General features: G+C 46.2%; 17 protein-coding genes. 7 read left to right on the forward strand and 10 right to left on the reverse strand.

From position 1 onward, the window contains the following. Nucleotides 1–218 precede the first annotated feature (218 nt). A complete protein-coding gene (locus tag JM642_RS13570; protein WP_037425750.1) occupies nucleotides 219–767 on the forward strand; it encodes a BON domain-containing protein in 549 nt (182 codons plus the stop codon). A gap of 142 nt (nucleotides 768–909) precedes the next feature. Here JM642_RS13570 and JM642_RS13575 read toward each other — a convergent pair whose 3' ends face one another. Beyond that, entirely contained in the window at nucleotides 910–1,320 is a 411-nt protein-coding gene (locus JM642_RS13575) for a DUF3224 domain-containing protein (RefSeq protein WP_037425752.1), read from the reverse strand. Nucleotides 1,321–1,443: 123 nt separating this feature from the next. Continuing rightward, a complete protein-coding gene (locus JM642_RS13580; RefSeq protein WP_203431976.1) occupies nucleotides 1,444–2,253 on the reverse strand; it encodes a hypothetical protein in 810 nt (269 codons plus the stop codon). 262 nt (nucleotides 2,254–2,515) lie between these two features. On the opposite strand from JM642_RS13580, the gene JM642_RS13585 reads away from it, so the two are divergent. After that, the gene (locus tag JM642_RS13585; RefSeq protein WP_203431977.1) at nucleotides 2,516–2,758 is read left to right on the forward strand and encodes a hypothetical protein; all 243 of its coding nucleotides are present in this window, start codon (nucleotides 2,516–2,518) and stop codon (nucleotides 2,756–2,758) included. A 15-nt stretch (nucleotides 2,759–2,773) separates the two neighbouring features. Here the strand turns inward: JM642_RS13585 and JM642_RS13590 are convergent, their stop codons facing one another. The 3 genes from JM642_RS13590 to JM642_RS13600 form a co-directional block, all read right to left on the reverse strand. Beyond that, complete coding sequence (locus JM642_RS13590) at nucleotides 2,774–3,280, reverse strand: YgjV family protein (protein WP_047536295.1); 507 nt, start codon at nucleotides 3,278–3,280, stop codon at nucleotides 2,774–2,776. Between the two features lie 136 nt (nucleotides 3,281–3,416). Then, nucleotides 3,417–4,022, reverse strand: a complete 606-nt coding sequence (locus JM642_RS13595; protein ID WP_203431978.1) for a Crp/Fnr family transcriptional regulator — start codon at nucleotides 4,020–4,022, stop codon at nucleotides 3,417–3,419. Between the two features lie 6 nt (nucleotides 4,023–4,028). Further along, the gene (locus tag JM642_RS13600) at nucleotides 4,029–4,655 is read right to left on the reverse strand and encodes a fumarylacetoacetate hydrolase family protein (RefSeq protein ID WP_144375556.1); all 627 of its coding nucleotides are present in this window, start codon (nucleotides 4,653–4,655) and stop codon (nucleotides 4,029–4,031) included. Nucleotides 4,656–4,863: 208 nt separating this feature from the next. On the opposite strand from JM642_RS13600, the gene JM642_RS13605 reads away from it, so the two are divergent. Further along, a complete protein-coding gene (locus tag JM642_RS13605; RefSeq protein ID WP_203431979.1) occupies nucleotides 4,864–6,891 on the forward strand; it encodes a methyl-accepting chemotaxis protein in 2,028 nt (675 codons plus the stop codon). A gap of 119 nt (nucleotides 6,892–7,010) precedes the next feature. Here the strand turns inward: JM642_RS13605 and JM642_RS13610 are convergent, their stop codons facing one another. The 4 genes from JM642_RS13610 to JM642_RS13625 all read right to left on the reverse strand — a co-directional run bounded on the left by JM642_RS13610 (nucleotide 7,011) and on the right by JM642_RS13625 (nucleotide 11,719). After that, the gene (locus JM642_RS13610; protein ID WP_037416636.1) at nucleotides 7,011–8,024 is read right to left on the reverse strand and encodes a succinylglutamate desuccinylase/aspartoacylase family protein; all 1,014 of its coding nucleotides are present in this window, start codon (nucleotides 8,022–8,024) and stop codon (nucleotides 7,011–7,013) included. 69 nt (nucleotides 8,025–8,093) lie between these two features. Then, entirely contained in the window at nucleotides 8,094–8,633 is a 540-nt protein-coding gene (locus JM642_RS13615; RefSeq protein ID WP_203431980.1) for a MarR family transcriptional regulator, read from the reverse strand. Between the two features lie 174 nt (nucleotides 8,634–8,807). Continuing rightward, entirely contained in the window at nucleotides 8,808–9,371 is a 564-nt protein-coding gene (locus tag JM642_RS13620) for an alkylphosphonate utilization protein (protein ID WP_037416634.1), read from the reverse strand. A gap of 134 nt (nucleotides 9,372–9,505) precedes the next feature. After that, nucleotides 9,506–11,719, reverse strand: a complete 2,214-nt coding sequence (locus JM642_RS13625; protein ID WP_203431981.1) for a TonB-dependent receptor — start codon at nucleotides 11,717–11,719, stop codon at nucleotides 9,506–9,508. A gap of 230 nt (nucleotides 11,720–11,949) precedes the next feature. Between JM642_RS13625 and JM642_RS13630 the strand changes: the two genes are divergently transcribed. Beyond that, complete coding sequence (locus JM642_RS13630; protein ID WP_144375552.1) at nucleotides 11,950–12,657, forward strand: DUF2461 domain-containing protein; 708 nt, start codon at nucleotides 11,950–11,952, stop codon at nucleotides 12,655–12,657. A gap of 73 nt (nucleotides 12,658–12,730) precedes the next feature. Here the strand turns inward: JM642_RS13630 and JM642_RS13635 are convergent, their stop codons facing one another. Further along, entirely contained in the window at nucleotides 12,731–13,342 is a 612-nt protein-coding gene (locus JM642_RS13635) for a TetR/AcrR family transcriptional regulator (RefSeq protein ID WP_203431982.1), read from the reverse strand. Between the two features lie 155 nt (nucleotides 13,343–13,497). Between JM642_RS13635 and JM642_RS13640 the strand changes: the two genes are divergently transcribed. The 3 genes from JM642_RS13640 (at nucleotide 13,498) to JM642_RS13650 (ending at nucleotide 16,406) form a co-directional block, all read left to right on the forward strand. Further along, a complete protein-coding gene (locus JM642_RS13640) occupies nucleotides 13,498–14,124 on the forward strand; it encodes a glutathione S-transferase (protein ID WP_203431983.1) in 627 nt (208 codons plus the stop codon). A gap of 61 nt (nucleotides 14,125–14,185) precedes the next feature. Further along, nucleotides 14,186–14,854, forward strand: coding sequence for a glutathione binding-like protein (locus JM642_RS13645; RefSeq protein ID WP_037416621.1), 669 nt, complete (start codon nucleotides 14,186–14,188; stop codon nucleotides 14,852–14,854). A gap of 178 nt (nucleotides 14,855–15,032) precedes the next feature. Beyond that, nucleotides 15,033–16,406, forward strand: coding sequence for an RsmB/NOP family class I SAM-dependent RNA methyltransferase (locus tag JM642_RS13650; RefSeq protein ID WP_203431984.1), 1,374 nt, complete (start codon nucleotides 15,033–15,035; stop codon nucleotides 16,404–16,406). The last annotated feature ends 244 nt before the right edge of the window (nucleotides 16,407–16,650 follow it).

A 16,650-nucleotide genomic window follows, 5' to 3' on the forward strand; every position in this document is an offset into this window, starting at 1 on the left:
CGATCTAGCGATTCTTAACGCCTATCTTGCTTAAGCCCAATCGCTTTATCACCCTCGGTAATATTTACATTTTGTCGGTAAAAAGCACCGAGCTTGCTTTTTGATTTAACAGTCGAAACGAGCCGAAAACAAATATAATCAATTTAAAATCAATAAGATAAAAATATTGGCACGATTCACGCTTTAGTCCCTTCGAGATAACAACGGAGGATATCATTATGAAAAACACGACAACTTTAGCCTTAACCACCTTACTTGTCGGTTCTATCAGCTTAAATGTGACCGCCGCACAGGATTGGAAAGACGATGCCAAAGATGCTTGGCTCGATGGCAAGGCCGAAACGACTTTGTTGCTTAATACTAACCTCAACTCCTTTGACATTATGACCGACGTGAAAAACGGCCATGTCACCTTAACCGGTAAAGTGGAAAGCAGTGTCGATAAGGCGCTCGCAGCGGAGCTGATCAAAAGCTTGGATGGGGTAAAAGGGGTTGAAAACAAATTAACCGTCATGAATGAAAACGAGAGCACCAGTGAGGTAGTGAAGACCTTAACCGACTCTAAGGTCGCAACGGTCGTAAAAACCCGCCTGTTGTTCTCGACCGACGTTTCGGGCACCCAAATTAATGTAGACGTTGCCGATGGCGTAGTGACCTTACAGGGTGAAGTGGCCAGCGATGCCGAGCGTCAATTAGCCCTGACCATTGCCAAAAATACCGATGATGTGAAAAAGGTCGTCGATAAGATCAAAGTCAAAACCTCATAATGATCTTAACATTCAGCCCTTGCTAATTCAGCTCTAGATACTCTTGATAACTCAACTGTTGGTATTAGTCACTCGGGCAAAAACCACAAAACCAGCTTCGGCTGGTTTTGTTTTATCGGCGCGATGTTATGTTAATCATGCCTTAGGCTTCCAGTTCAAGGCAGAAGCTAAATTCATAAAAATGTTGACCGTTTTCAATGCTTATCGCCATCGTACCATATAGCCCTGTGAGTTCACCCGCGCCAGAATGGGGAACGACCTCAAGGTGTAAGCGGTTTTGCCCATCGGTCATAATGCCAAAATGTTGCAGCACAAAACTGCCCTGTCTGCCGCACAGTTTACCCACGACTTGTTCAATCGCCACATAACCAGCAGAGCCTTTTACCGCGGTCATGGCACTGAGCATTTCGCCTTGGCTGCGGGCCTCTAGCTCACCATAAAAGGTTTTATCTAAAGTCATTCTGCCCAAGTTCACACCGCCCACACCTGTGGCATAGGCATTCTCGGGATTGAGCTTAACATCAAATTTGCCTGTGACTTTGGTCATTTCCATAACACGCTCCTTGTTTTAATTTTATGCTTTATGCCAAAACCTTCGCTTTCCGGCCGCTAGATGAAATAAATACCTCAGCCGCAGCTGAGGTAAAATTAACTTAGCATAAGCCCCGCTCTAAACCTAATGCAGCGCTTTGATTTCTGATTCACTGACACCGATTTCAAGGGTTTTAATTACAGTTGGCGGTGTTGTCATGGGTTGATCAGCCGCCCTCTCACGGTAAGTAACAGCTACTTTAAATGGGGATTCAAAGGGATAAACAGGTTCAATATTATCGACCTCAATACGATCGCCGATAAATACACTGCCTAAGTGCTGCACACGATTTTGGCCATAATCTAGGCTAAACAAGCCAAGATACCAGAACACACCTGAACCTTGGTTAGTCACAATAAATGGCGCCACAAAGGGCATGGTTTGCTGCTGTGGATCATCCTGTAATGGCGCATCACTTTGGGTATCAGGCTCTAAAGCGGGGTCAAAATTAAGCGGAGTAACTCGTAAATAATCTAATAACACTCGGCCTTTAGCCTCGCCATCCTGATAGTCCCCAATAGCAAACTCCGTTTGTTTAACGTTAATAAAGTGGGTTAACACTACGGCTTTGTGGCTGTCCGGTAAGCTCACTTCAAATTTATTAGCGGTATTTAAACTAAACAGCTTAAGCATCACTTCCGAGGCATTAGCAACGGGCTTGACTTCACTGGGTACCACAGATTCAAGCGCATCTTCACTGCTTAATAATTTGGCTTCTTGGGCTTTTGCCTTAGCATCAGCCTGCGCCATGGCCTCATCGTATTGCAACACTTGGCCATCTTCCATGACCATGTAAATATCATCATTGGTCATGTTAAAGCGATAAACTCCCACGGCAAGAATACTCAGCACTAGGACTGTCGCCGCGATGGTGACTTTAACAAACATACTCATTTTCTCCCCCAATAGCCTAAGTGCTGTATCATTTGCGCTGATGGCAAAACCAGCCTTGCTGATAGCATCAAAAAATCGCTCTTTCTACAAGGCCAAAATCGCATATTTTTGCTTTAGTCAGCACAAGTTCAGCAAGTTAACCCATGCTGGCATATATATGATTCAGCCTTTTCATTAATGTTCGCAATCGGGCTATAATTCCTTGGCTTAAACGACACCAGCAGTCTTAAACAACGATCGAGTATTAAGGATTTAATTGCCAATGACCAATGCCTCTACTAGCCCATTTGCCGTGTTAAACCAAACCACGGCAAACTCGTTTAATGAACAAAAAAACTTAATTAAGCGCGCCTTTAAGGGCAAACCAGTGCAATGTCCAAGCTGCAATCAAACCCTCAAAGTCATCTTGCCCGAGACCGCCAAAGCCGAGCAAGCCGCAGGCATTTTCTGCCCTAAGGGGTGTACTGATATCGAACTCGATATGGAAGCCGTGACGGGGATTTAATCGACAGTTTTCGCATTACCATGGGGTTAATTTCTCGCGAAAATAATGGCGATAATATCCCACTAAATTGCTGCCAATAAACAACATTTCCATTAAGACCGCCACTGGCGAGCCTACTAAGATATTGTGGACTAACCAAAAACTGGTGCCGACTATCATCAGTAGCCGCAAGTCTTTATCACGCTGACAAAATGCCGCACGGGTTTGAAATAGTGTACCGATACAACTGATCACACTCACAAGCCCGCTGAAGGTCAAGCTACTCATCAGTACCGCTGCCCCACTAAAACCCCACATGGCCTTTTTAGACGTGGTAAAAATACTGGTGAGGTAACGCACTGTGGCAATCCCCATCAATCCCGCCGCAGTCCATTGCGCTAACAAGCAAAAGTGGATTGAAATCAAGATCCCCGACATAAATAAGCAAGCGACAATGCGTTCGCGCGCTTTAAATTGAAACGATATCACGTCAAATACGATGGCAATGGCCACCAACAATTGCGACAGAGTAAAAGCATCCACAATAGGCTCCTTAAAAGTTCGGTATAGGCTTAGACGTCGCCCAACAACAAACGGATTTGCTTGGATTAGCAATCGCTAAGGAGCATGAAGGGAATCACTTTTAGGCGCATTAACTTAAGTTAATTGGCAGGCAATTTTACGGCGAATCTTGTAAACGTTTACGGATACGCGACAAGCTAATGGCGGTAATACCAATATAATTAGCCAGTTGGGCATGGGTTAAGCGCTCAACCCAGAGGGGAAAATATTCGAGTAAATGTAAGTAACGCTGCTCTGGCGTATTGAGGAGTAAAAAGGCTTCTTTTTGTTCTTTATACAATAACTGCTGTTTAAGTAGCGCAAGTTGTACCTGTTGCATAAATGGCTCATTTAGCACAGCAAGTGGTATTTGCACTAACCTGCAAGCACCGACGGTTTCTAACTGATAGGGCGCAACATCCTGCTTTAGCCAGCTGCTATATAAGAAACAAAGCTCTCCTTCGAAGTAAAACTCCTTGCAGCGCTCACTCCCCTCTTGGGTATAGTGGCAAGCGCGCACTATGCCATCCACCACAAAATAGGCAAAGGTTTGGTACTCGCCTTGGGATAATAAGCGCTCCCCGGGCTGACATGAAAACGCCCTTGCTTGGGTGAGCAGCAATGCTAAGTGATCAGGCTCCGCCCCTAAAGCGAGCAAATATTGCCAAAGGGGTTTGATTGCCTGCTCAGTTGCCTTAAGCGTATCTGGTGATAGCGTCGTCATTGCTGATTACTGGCTTTGCCATTCATTTTCGACCAAGGGCGCTTGGTGTGACGCATCCTTTAATCCTAAGGTCACCTTAAAGACGCGATTCGGTGGAATGATGCCGACGCCTTTTGGGGTGCCCGTCATCACAATGTCGCCATCTTCTAAACGAGTAAAGCGTTGCAACTCCGACAAAATAGTTTGCGGCGGATAGATCATTAAATCAATATCGCCTTCTTGGGTTAACACCCCATCAATACTTAAGCTAAATTGAAATTGCGCGCTCGGATCATCAATCGCAACAAAAGGGCTAAAAAGCGCTGCACCATCAAAGGCTTTGGCTTTTTCCCACGGTAATCCCTTGGCCTTAAGTTTGCTTTGTAGTTCCCGCTTAGTCAGATCCAGCCCCACGCCCACATGGCTAAAGCGCCCCTGCTGATACAAAAAACACAGCTCGGTTTCATAGTGCAGCGTCTCACCAAGGTGCTGGGAATATAATTGAGTACTGATGGCCGAATTAGGCTTAAAAAACACCACCATATCATCGGGGATTTCATTGCCAAGCTCATGGATATGGTCAACATAATTACGCCCAATACAAAGGATTTTGCTGGGAGCAATAGCCTTATTTTCTAACATCACCGTTTTCATTAACGCTCCTTTAAACATCAGCGGGACAACATAATTATCCAAGCCTTCTTCGTTAAGACTTTACTCTGACAACTCTCTGCTACACTTATTTTTATACCCCAATAAAAACAAGCAACTAAGTACTTGTACTACGGCGTATTCTTCCCTTGTCCACGCGATGTTATCGCCTTATTTGGCTGACATCATAGACGAAAAGGTCGATGACTCAATGTTAACACTCAGTATCAAGCAAAAAATGCTCTTAAGCTTCAGCGCAATTGGTATCCTGCTCTTAGCTGGCAATAGCTTCTTCTACTATTCGCTCTATCAAGTTCAAATCAGTTATAGCAATATCGAGACACTCGCCATACCGGTTCAGAAGCAAAGCAATAACTTACAACTTGTGCTCGTTAAAATGTCGCGCCTTGCAACTTTAGCCCATAGCCAAAATGACACCGCAGAGCTCATGCAAAGCCAAAAAGGATTCAATGCGCTAGAGCATAAATATCAAAGTATTGAAAACGAGCTGAAACAGATGGTTAGCGACCAACCCCAGATGCAAGCATCACTGAATGAAGCTCAAAAACGCTACCAAGCCTACCAACAACAAAGCCAAGATATGTTTAGCGCTAAGCTGGCGAACGAACAAGCAAAACAATATTATCAAACACTTTTTAATCAGTTTATTGAGGCAAAAACGCAAGCAAGTAATGCAATGATCGATTTAGAAACGATCTCATTGCCCGATAATCCGGCACTTTTGGAGGAGATAATCGGAACAGGAACCCGCATTGACGATATGCTTTACACATTAACCAACACAATGTCAGAGCTAACGCATGCTCAGGATTCTCATTCTATAAACTCGCATAAACAGGATATAGCCCTATTGCTAGGGAATCTAAGTACTAACTTTACCTTTTTAAAACAACAAGCTTCGGGGATAAACACCCTAGGATTGCTGGAGATTTTTGAGCAACAAGCCACCATATTCAATCGGTTACTTTCAACCCCAGGCGAGCTATATCTGGCACAACAGCAAGTGGTTGATAATCACACTCAAGCAGAACAGCATTTTAAAAATACGGAACAAGAATTTAATGCCAATACCCTTGCCTTAGATAAATTATTAGCCCTAGCTGACAGACGTTTTAGTCTGTTGCAAAACATTGCAAATGACGATATTCAACGCGGTCAAACATTGGCCATTGTACTAGCAGCCATGTTTGTGTTTATGGTCAGTTCAATATCCTTCTTTACCCTAAGGGCCATGTTAGTACCACTCACCTTGGCAAATAGTGCGCTGGCAAACATTGCAAGGGGAGACTTATCCAAGAGAATACCTAAACGTCACAATGATGAATTTGGGGTACTTATTGATAATATGAATACTCTTTGTGATGATCTGGCTAAATTATTAACCCATATCAGCAATGACGCCCACTCTTTAGATAATTCAGCCACACAAACACATCAGCAAGGTCAAGGCATCGCTAATGCAGCTACCGCACAAATTGAGCGCATCAATGGCACGAAAGCCTTAACAGAACAAATGTTTACCAGCTCTAACCTTGTTGCTGAACAAGCCAGTAGTTCGGCAACACAAATCACCCAAGCATCGAAACATAGCCAACAAGCACAGCTTATTGCCGCCGATAATCAAGCCAAAATAGCGGAGTTAAGCACAAAGCTAAGTGATTCTGTCGCTATCATGTCGCGCCTTAGTGCACACAGCCACAATATTGGTGGGATTCTCACCACCATTAGTAGCATTGCAGAACAAACTAACCTACTCGCCCTCAATGCCGCCATCGAAGCCGCAAGGGCTGGCGAACATGGTCGAGGTTTTGCGGTCGTTGCCGATGAAGTACGCTCATTAGCCTCAAGGACACAAGCCTCAACCGCCGAAATCCAACAGATGATCTTAGCGTTACAGCAGGAAACTACCACGGCCTCAACGGCCATAAGCTCAGGGCAAACACAAGCCAACGACTGTGTGGAGCAAAGTAAAACACTACACCATGCCATAGCACAGATTGAAGTCACACTCAGTGCCATTAATGAGATGAGTTTACAAATTACCCAAGCAGCCCACCAACAACTCGATTATAGCCGACATATTGAGTCCAGTATGGGGGAGGTCGCCTTCGCGGCAGATCAAAATGCCCATGAGGCAATGGATATGGCAAAACGCAGTGACCAAGTGACTCAGTTAGCCCACTCGCTCACCCGCTCTGTCGAACGCTTTACACTGTAGCAATAAGTGCATTGATACTTATATGGCTAAATGTATCAGAGCCGAGATAACCACATAAAAACAACAGCCATCAGTAAACTGATGGCTGCTTTTTTAGCAAACACTGGCAGAATAACAGCCTAAGCATATTCCATTAAAAACTCATCGAGTTGCTCGTTAGCAATTTCGATCTCATCGCCTTCGAACTGCGCAATATGAAACATGCCCTCGCCTTCATTCGTCACAGGAATATTACTGATCCCGATGATAATGCCATCCGTTGGCGCGCGGATCGCCACACTATCACCGCCATGCGGACTGACAATATGGGCAATAATATAGCCCTTATTAACCCGTTGACCGAGTTTGAGCTTCATATTGACTAAGCCATCGGACTCACTGCGGATCCAATAGCTGCGTATCGCACTGACACTCGCGATCTTGTTACTGACTCGCCCCTTAAGCATACCAAGGCTACGCATCACATTGAGCACGCCCTTAAGACCCGACTTAATTGCAAGCTCACTAAAGCGCAGCGCCTCGCCCGCCTCATACAAAATACAGGGAATGCCCTGCTGATTCGCATAGCCGCGCATCGACACGCTGCGCGCCTTAGAGTGCATAATAAGCGGTGCGCCAAAGGCATTCGCCATGGCTAACATAGTTTCATCACCGGTATCGCAACGGATTTGCGGTAAGTTATCTCTATGGATAGCCCCCGTATGCAAATCAATCACATGGGTTGCATGGACTAATAACTGAGTAGCAAACAGGTTGGCTAACCGGCTTGCCAACGCCCCTTTACTGGAGCCTGGGAAGCAACGGTTGAGGTCGCGCCTATCGGGTAAATAACGGGATTGTTGAATAAAACCAAACACATTGACTATGGGCACCACAATCAGGGTGCCGGCTAAATTTTTAGGGTTAACCCGTCCAAGTAACCGCCGACAGATCTCAATACCATTGAGCTCATCGCCATGGATAGCAGCACAGACCAAGAGTGTCGGCCCAGGTTTGAGGCCGTGAAAGACTTCGACATGAATATCGAGTTGGGTATCGGTATAAAGCTTGGCAGCGGGTAATTTAATCCCCATTTGCGTACCCGCAATGACTCGTTTGCCTTCAATCTCAAACGCTTCGCGTTTTTTAACCATGGTCACTCCCTGATCTGCATTGCGCTGTATGTGATAACTCTAGTATTAAGCCTTAACACGCCCAAGCTATTATTCGCCTTCAAACTGGGTTAACCAGTGTTTTAAAATTTGCTGCAATGCCACACGCTCATCAGTCGGGACCCCCGATAATAGCGCGCTCTGACATTGGATATGTTTGGGGAGCGCAGCCTCAATCAGTGCTTTACCTGCCGAAGTGAGCGAAACATGCACGGCGCGGCGATCTTCCTTACAGTGCTCACGGGCAATCAAGCCTTTATTTTCCAGCCGGTCTAAACGGCTGGTCATAGCGCCTGAACTTAACATCATGCTTTGATACAGCTGCGAAGGCGATAAAGTATAAGGCTTACCTGAGCGTCTGAGTGTCGCGAGCACATCAAACTCCCCCTGACCTAAGCCAAATTCGCCGTGGCATAAGGCGATAGCGTTTTCCATATATTTGGTCAGCCTTGCGATGCGCCCTAACACCGCCATTGGGACTAAATCCTCTGTCACCCCTTCAGCCCGCCACTGGCCGAGGATTTTATCTAATCCATCTTCAACTGAAGCCGACATTTGCTTTGCGTCGAGTAGTTGCGAGTCGTTTGCCATAGGTTTATCTCTATATAAAGATTCTTCACATGCTAACCATTTTATCGCCTAATTTAATGATTTGTATATGTGGCTACTTTTAGTGGGTAGATAAGATTAAATTCTGCATAAAAAAACCGCCCAATTTATACAAATTGGGCGGTTTTACGTTTAAGCAAGTTTAAGCGAAATGACTTAAGACTTTTTCACAAAACAGGTCAGGATCACAATGCGAGTACCATTCACACGACCTTCGATATGCTCTGGATTGTTGGTCAACGAAATATTGCGTACTGCGGTGCCACGTTTTGCCACAAAGCTGGTACCTTTGACGTTAAGATCTTTAATGATGACCACGGTATCGCCGGCGTTAAGCACGGCACCGTTGCTGTCTAAAGTCGGTGGCGTATCATCACTGGCGGCAGCGGCTTCGGCATCGCCCCAAGCGCGTAAATCATCTTCAAGATACAACATATCGAGCAGATCCTGCGCCCAGCTTTCACCGCTTAAGCGTTTCAGCATGCGATATGACATCACTTGAACCGCCGGGACTTGGCTCCACATGCTGTCGTTCAGGCAACGCCAGTGGTTCATGTCCATAGTATCCGGCGCTGCGATTTGGCTGCTGCAATTTTCACAAATCATAATCTCGTTTTCATGACCATCGGAAGCCGGTAAGTCATAAATAGAGAGTTCGACGTCACTTGCGCAGAGTTCACATTTGCCGCCACAGCGAGTTAGCAATTCATTTTCAGTCATTTTTTCTGTCTACATGCGTAATAAAACGCGGATTATGCCATAAATTGGCTTTTCACGGCAGGGGGGAAGGCAAGATAACCCTATTTTTTATATGAGTTATCTATTTCTTCACCCTTAGAATTGCCATTTAATCCTTAAAATTCATAAGCTAAACTGAGTCTGACATCTCGCCCCGGCGCGGGGATACCATCCGACAGAAACGGCGTCACCTGCTGATTTGTGAGATTTTTTGCCATTAAACGCACGCTGAGCCCTTTCAGTGTTTCTTGAGGCTCGTAGGCTAAATATATATTTTGTAAGAAGTAATTCTCACTTGGGGACTCTGCATTAAAAATATCACCTTCAGGCACATTATCCTGCGCATCGTACCACGTACCTTGCCAAGCAACTGAAATGTCATCAGTAATATACATACCCACACGCAGGCGAATATCCAGCGGCGCAATGTTGGCAAGGTATTCGTCCTCGCCTTGGCTGTCTCTAAGCGATCCCCTGTGCTCCCCCTCTAACCAAGAAACGGCTAAGTCACTGAAGAAATCCTGATAACGATATTGGGACTCGAGATCGGCGCCGTAGATGTCATAACCGTCGAGATTTGTATAACCACTTTGAATCGCTTGATTTGGGTCGGACTTTGCACCGCGGCGCTGGGCAATATCGTCCCGTCCCAAGTTGGCAAAGAGGGTCACTTGGGTTGAAAGCGTATCTTGGGCGGCAAAAAGACTCGTTTGCTGCGTCATTAAGCCCAGTTTAAAGGCGTGCAGACGCTCCACATCGATATCTCGACTCGTGCCAGTAATACTCGCCTTGGCGTATTGCACCGCATAGATTTCATCGACCACTGGCGCTTGTAAGCTATAGGCGTAATCGAAATTCACTCGAGTATTCGCTGTTAACTGGTAGTCGATACCCAATCGCGGTGAAAAGCCCGAATGGTGAGTCGAACTGTAGTCGTGCCCTGCCTCGATATCGTTGTAATCGGGGGCAATGTTGGGGCGACCAATGCTGTAGATAAAGTCATACCGTAGCGAAGGAGTGATGGTCAGCTCATCCGTCACACTAATCGCATCGCGCAAATAGACTGCATAGGTATCCTGACGCCCTTCGGGCTGATAGTAAGGAGTGTACCAACCGTAGTTTTTCTCGGGATTTTTCTCATAACTTTTGTTAAAGACCATTGAATCCCTATCGAGACTGCGGAACTGCAATCCAGTGGTGATTTCATGATTACCAACAATACTTAAGTTGTTGATGTCAATGTAGTCACGCTTGTAATCCAACCAAGATTCATGGCCGAAGTTGCCGACGGAGACTGTCATCTTTTCCCACGCGATTGGCGGCCTGACCCAATGGCGTGCATTGGCAGAATGGGAAACCACAATTTGGGTATCAATTAAAGGATTACTTGGGGAATAGCGATAATTCGCCGACCAGGTATTGTCTTCATAGGTGTTGTAGGCCGTGGTGGCATAGAGCGCCAGTTCATAGGAGCCATATTTACGGATGTTATAATCAGAAATCGCGGGCATAGGACCGCGGCGATTGGCCCAAGGCTTTCGGCCTTCGTCGAGATAATGGGTCAGGCTCAACATGAGTTGATGGTCACCTTGCTCATAATCCAGTTTGCCAAGGTAATTATTTTGCTCATAACCTGAGTATTCAAATGCTTCACCATTGGCGAGCGTCACATCCCCCGCATCACGGCGGGTGACATGCAATAAACCTGAAAGTTGTTGATTCGCTCGTCCATAAACCGTTCCCGTGTAGCTTTTGGCGTCGTTATTACTGGCGTAACTGGCTTTGACTCGGGCGCCAAGGTTTTGATTGTAATTTAAAAAATCATCAGCAGATTTAGTCACAACATACATGGAGCCGCCAAAGCCGCCGTTACCTGAGCGGACATCGTGGGCCCCTTTAATCACTTCGACTCGCTTGATTAAATCGGGATCTAAGAAGAACGACCCATAGCGATACTGCTCAAATCCCACGGGGGCGTTATCGACATAAATGTTGAAATCTTCGGTTTCGCCAAATCCCCATACGTTAATGCGCTCGCCGCCACTGCGAGTACCACCATCAACATGGGCACCGGCCATATCATCGATAACTTCAGCAAATGTGGTCGCTTGCATCTCTTCAATTTGCTCCATCGAGATGATCGCCTCGCCCGGCTTAGTCATAGTGGTCGCTCGGCGGTATTGCTGGCCATGTACTTGTAATATCTCAATTGGCTCGACCTTAGGCGCTCCTAATACTTCCTTGGCATTGAGTGGCAACGCAGGCAATACCGTCAAACCCGCACAACCCATCATTATTTTCGCTATCCTGCTCTTAGGTTGATATCCCATCTCCCCATCCCCTGTTACATAGTGTAAAAAATAGGGCGGCATTATAGGCATCAAAGCTAAAGATGAGAATAATTCTCACCTAGCTTTACATGTAAATCGCAACTTGATAGTCACTAAAGAGAAATGCTCGAAGAATTTGCAATATCCACGCGCATTTGTTCAACTCGCACTAACCTGTTTTGACTAACAGTCGGAATCTCAGTCTCAAGCACCTCAAAGGTTTTATGGATATGACTAAGCTCACCGCACAACCTCAAACCGAGTTGGCATTTACCGCTGCCAGCTTGGATTTTCTCAAACGGCTTTCGCTCAATAATTCCCGCGACTGGTTTAAAGCTCATCAGGATGAATATGAAGATAACGTCAGAACGCCCGCACTGCGTTTTATCGAACAAATTCAGCCTCATATTATTGCGATTTCACCAAGATTGACCGCGGTAGCCAAAAAAGTCGGTGGCAGCTTAATGCGCCCGCAGCGCGATAGCCGTTTTAGCAACGATAAGACACCCTACAAAACTAATGTGGGGATCCAATTTCGGCATTTTCAGGGTAAAGATGTGCATGCACCAGGGCTGTATTTACACATTGCCGAGGATGGATGTTTTATTGCCGCGGGTATTTGGCACCCCGAGTCGAAGGCGCTCAATGCGATTCGGACTTGTATTGATGAAAATCCCAATGGTTACAAAAAGGCGCTGCAAAACTTAATAGACCATGGATTTATGATGGATGGTGATAGCTTGACTCGCCCGCCAAAAGGATTCGATAAACACCACCCCATGCTAACCGAGCTCAAACGTAAGGACTTTATCGCGCTAAAACCCATACCCTTTGAAAGGCTCTGCCAAGCCGATGCCGCCCGCTACTGCGCCGAACAATTCGCCCACTGTAGCCAATTAATGGCCTACTTGTGCTTTGCCCTCGAGTTGGACTTTTAGTTTTTGCATCAGTTTTGCTGTTCACGAGGCCAAGCATGCGCTTGGCCTCATGCTTATCGGTTTAACCTACGCCCTATTTCACATAGACGGGCTTAAGTGGCGTCAGCGCGAGACTCTTAAGATATTCGCTTAATACCGTAAATGCATTATCCAACAGGGTGTATTCCTTCGCCTTACCTAACACTCTAATCCCTTGTAATTGAAGCACTAAAAAAGCCGCTAGCGACTCAGGCTGAACCGATTGAGATAACTCACCCTGTCGCTGACTGTAGCGTAATACACCGGTGAAGTGAGTCTGCAACTGGGCAAATAAGCGCTGGCACTCTTGCTGCACGCAGTCATCATCGAGACATTTTTCTAATACTGCATTCTGCATAAAGCAGCCATACTCTTGCTCGCGCTGCAAGGCCACAAATCGCGCTAAATAGGTCAAGATCTCATTTAATCCCGCCTGTGCATGCAGGATTTTCTCCTTCGCCCCAAAGGAATAATGGTCGAGATAAAAACGTAAACATTCACGATATAAACTCTGTTTATCACCAAAACTGTTATACAAGCTGAAGCGATTAATCCCTAAGTGTTCGACCAGATCGGCAATCGATGTCTCGGCAAATCCCTTCTGCCAAAATAGCTCCATCGCCTGAATGAGCTTTTCTTGCCTATCAAAATTACAACTGCGTGCCATGGTTCAAACCTACATTGATGCCTGTATTAAACGGAGTGCCATATGGCAAAAACATTCTTGACTGATCGTTTAGATATGGCGTAAATTTTATCCTAACCGATCGTTCCGTTAAAGCTCTATTTAGCCAAACTTAAAGATTAACAGAAGGAAAGAGCATGAAGCTTTATGAATTAGCCCCTACGCCAAGCGCAAGACGCGTGAGTATTTTCCTCGCCGAAAAAGGCATCGATATCCCACGTGTGAATGTTGATATTCGCGGCGGTGAAAATCTCAGCCCTGAATTTAAAGCCAAAAGCTTAAACGGACGCATTCCACTGCTCGAACTCGATGATGGTAGCTACCTATGTGAATCCGTGGCTATTTGCCGCTATTTAGAAGAAATCCATCCCAGTGAAACGTCACTATTTGGTAACAGCCCGCTAGAGCGTGCCAAAGTAGAAATGTGGCAACGTATCATTGAATTACAAGGTCTGATGGTCGGCTTTCAAGCCTTTAGAAACCTAACGGGTATCTATAAAGATAGAGAAAATTGTGTCGAAGCCTGGGGCGCAGAATCACGCCAACGGGTCATTGACTTCCTGCCGACCTTAGACCAACAATTAGCCAAATCAAGCTATGTAGCGAGCGATAACTTTACGATTGCCGATATTTCTGCATACGTTTTTATTAGCTTTATTAAAAACTTAGATATTCTGGTGGATGACACTCTGCCCCATATTCAAGCTTGGTTTGCGACAGTGGCCCAGCGCCCCGCGATAGTGTCGCTTACCCCAAAAAACTAGCAGCGATGCCCTATTGGGCACCCAAGTTAAGCATTAACCAGTTAAGACTTAAGGGATAACTATGATTGATTTATATACCGCCGCGACCCCGAACGGTTTTAAAATTTCCATCGCGCTTGAAGAAATGGGTCTCGACTATCGAGTGCATAAGTTAGATTTCAACACTAACGAACAGAAACAACCTGAGTTTCTCGCCATTAACCCTAATGGCCGTATTCCAGCCATTATCGACCGAGATAACGAGGACTTTGTGGTGTTCGAGTCCGGCGCAATTCTTCTGTATCTGGCGGAAAAAACAGGTAAGTTCTTACCAGCCGATCCTAAAAAGCGCTCACAGGTCATTCAGTGGCTCATGTTCCAAATGAGCGGTGTTGGCCCGATGATGGGTCAAGCTAACGTGTTTTACCGTTACTTCCCCGAAAAAATCCCCGCGGCCATTGAACGTTATCAAAAAGAAGGCCGACGTTTGTTTGAAGTAATGAACACCCAGTTAGCCAAGCATCAGTATCTGGCCGGTGATGAGTACACCATTGCCGATATCGCGACTTGGCCATGGGTGCGCATCCATGAATGGAGCGGCATCAACATGGAAGGACTCACTCACTTACAACGTTGGTTAGATGAGTTAGCCCTGCGCCCCGCCTGTCAAAAAGGCATAGTCACACCTCCGCCTTCGGTCTTGAGTGACGAAGAGCGTGCTAAACAAATCCAGAAGATGGTGACTAAGTAGGTCATCCTATCCTCTCGCGCATTCGTTTTCCCCATCAAGCCCCAACTCTGCATTGGGGCTTTTTTACTGCTAGCGATGCGCAAAACTGCTACACTCTGCGCCACTTATTGATTTGCTTGGCCATATTCATCACATTGGATGGACATCACTCGGTCGAGCCACTTTTCAGGCTAACTTTATGGGCAATCCAAACGGCTTATCATCTACCACTATTCACTCTGCATTTAATATCGAACCGCAAACGCCCGCGCAAAAACGCGCGATGAGCTATGCCAATACCATTAAGTTATTGTTCGATGAGATTTTAAATACCAAGCAACCCGCCGACCGAGTGCTCGCGAACTACTTTAGGGAACATAAAAAGCACGGCTCGAAGGATCGCAAAGTCATCCGCGAATCCTTATTTAGCCTGTTCCGTTGGTGGGGCTGGTTTAAAGCCACGGCCGATCATCAACAGGCGCCACAATTTTTTGCCATGCTCAGCGCGAGCGCCCTAATCGAAGCCCATCCATGGCAAGATATCGCCCAAGCCTGGCATGAGCTCGCCCAATCGCCGGTTGATTATCAACAGCTTCAATCCCTTAGCGTTAATAGCTTAACAGATAAATTGGCACTAGTACGGCGCCAATTTCCCGAAGTGTCCTTCGAATTCGCGGATTTATTGCCTGAATGGTTTTGGCAGGTCTGCCCAATTGCCCCAGAGCTGCGCCCAAATCTCATCGAAGCCATGTCTAGCCGGCCACCGATTTGGGGACGTGCACAGGGAATCAACAGCCAAATAGCTGTTAAGCAACTACAAGCGCTAGAGATTGATGCGAGTCTCAGCCCCTATTTTGAAGATGCCATAAATCTTGGCACTAAGAGCATGAATCTCAATGAAATATCACTCTATAAAGAGGGCAAAATTGAGATCCAGGATTTAGCTTCGCAAGTGATAGGTCAAATTTGTGCACCAGAGCCTTGGCAACATTGGTGGGATGCCTGCAGCGGCGCAGGTGGAAAAACCCTGCAATTGCGCGCACTGATGCAAACGGCCACGGCTAAGCACAATCCATTTTTGGGCAGCATAGTCTCGTCGGATATTCGCGCCCACGCCTTAGAAGAACTCAGCAAACGCGCCCAACGGGCAAAGTTTGGCGGCATCAGCATTGCTCGCTGGCGCAGTGATGCACTGCCGGTCGACGCCAACCATTTTGACGGGGTATTAGTCGACGCACCCTGTAGCTGCACGGGCACGTGGCGCCGTAACCCAGATATGCGCTGGCTCGACAGCCTCGATGCCGTCACAGATAAAGCAGCACTGCAACTGGATATATTAAGCCGCAGCAGTAAGGCGGTAAAACGGGGCGGAAGCTTAGTCTACGCCACTTGCTCACTGTCACCGGTTGAAAATGAGCAAGTAGTTTCCGCCTTTTTACAACAACATCCCGAGTTCAACCTAGTGCCGATCCGCCACCCCTTTACAGGCGAACAAACAGAAATGTTGACCGTGTGGCCCTTCGAAGCCAACACAGATGGAATGTTTGTGGCGCGTATGCAACACAAGCAGTAGCACTAACTCCTTATTTTTTATCAGAACTTGGCACTCATATTCTGAGTGCCATTCTTTTTACCTCCACCCAATATGAATGCGCTTTTTCACTTATTCATTTAATAATCATCAAGATAAACCCTACGGCGCGGGGTAAAATCGCCAACGCAATTCCACAGAGACGTATCGCCCCTTCTTGGACAAAACTTTTCACCATCAGTGATTAAATATTTCGCTTTAGCTTAATCTCACCTTTGGGTAAAAA

Source organism: Shewanella sp. LZH-2 (assembly GCF_016859145.1).
In the GTDB taxonomy this organism is placed as follows: Bacteria; Pseudomonadota; Gammaproteobacteria; order Enterobacterales; family Shewanellaceae; genus Shewanella; species Shewanella xiamenensis.

Excerpts from the sequence above, each read along its gene's own strand:
- JM642_RS13600 (WP_144375556.1), bottom strand. The coding sequence starts at position 4,655 with ATGAAAACGGTGATGTTAGAAAATAAGGCTATTGCTCCCAGCAAAATC.
- JM642_RS13645 (WP_037416621.1), top strand. The coding sequence starts at position 14,186 with ATGATTGATTTATATACCGCCGCGACCCCGAACGGTTTTAAAATTTCC.
- JM642_RS13570 (WP_037425750.1), top strand. The coding sequence starts at position 219 with ATGAAAAACACGACAACTTTAGCCTTAACCACCTTACTTGTCGGTTCT.
- JM642_RS13650 (WP_203431984.1), top strand. The coding sequence starts at position 15,033 with ATGGGCAATCCAAACGGCTTATCATCTACCACTATTCACTCTGCATTT.
- JM642_RS13630 (WP_144375552.1), top strand. The coding sequence starts at position 11,950 with ATGACTAAGCTCACCGCACAACCTCAAACCGAGTTGGCATTTACCGCT.
- JM642_RS13640 (WP_203431983.1), top strand. The coding sequence starts at position 13,498 with ATGAAGCTTTATGAATTAGCCCCTACGCCAAGCGCAAGACGCGTGAGT.
- JM642_RS13620 (WP_037416634.1), bottom strand. The coding sequence starts at position 9,371 with ATGACTGAAAATGAATTGCTAACTCGCTGTGGCGGCAAATGTGAACTC.
- JM642_RS13575 (WP_037425752.1), bottom strand. The coding sequence starts at position 1,320 with ATGGAAATGACCAAAGTCACAGGCAAATTTGATGTTAAGCTCAATCCC.
- JM642_RS13635 (WP_203431982.1), bottom strand. The coding sequence starts at position 13,342 with ATGGCACGCAGTTGTAATTTTGATAGGCAAGAAAAGCTCATTCAGGCG.
- JM642_RS13580 (WP_203431976.1), bottom strand. The coding sequence starts at position 2,253 with ATGAGTATGTTTGTTAAAGTCACCATCGCGGCGACAGTCCTAGTGCTG.
- JM642_RS13595 (WP_203431978.1), bottom strand. The coding sequence starts at position 4,022 with ATGACGACGCTATCACCAGATACGCTTAAGGCAACTGAGCAGGCAATC.
- JM642_RS13615 (WP_203431980.1), bottom strand. The coding sequence starts at position 8,633 with ATGGCAAACGACTCGCAACTACTCGACGCAAAGCAAATGTCGGCTTCA.
- JM642_RS13605 (WP_203431979.1), top strand. The coding sequence starts at position 4,864 with ATGTTAACACTCAGTATCAAGCAAAAAATGCTCTTAAGCTTCAGCGCA.
- JM642_RS13585 (WP_203431977.1), top strand. The coding sequence starts at position 2,516 with ATGACCAATGCCTCTACTAGCCCATTTGCCGTGTTAAACCAAACCACG.
- JM642_RS13625 (WP_203431981.1), bottom strand. The coding sequence starts at position 11,719 with ATGGGATATCAACCTAAGAGCAGGATAGCGAAAATAATGATGGGTTGT.
- JM642_RS13610 (WP_037416636.1), bottom strand. The coding sequence starts at position 8,024 with ATGGTTAAAAAACGCGAAGCGTTTGAGATTGAAGGCAAACGAGTCATT.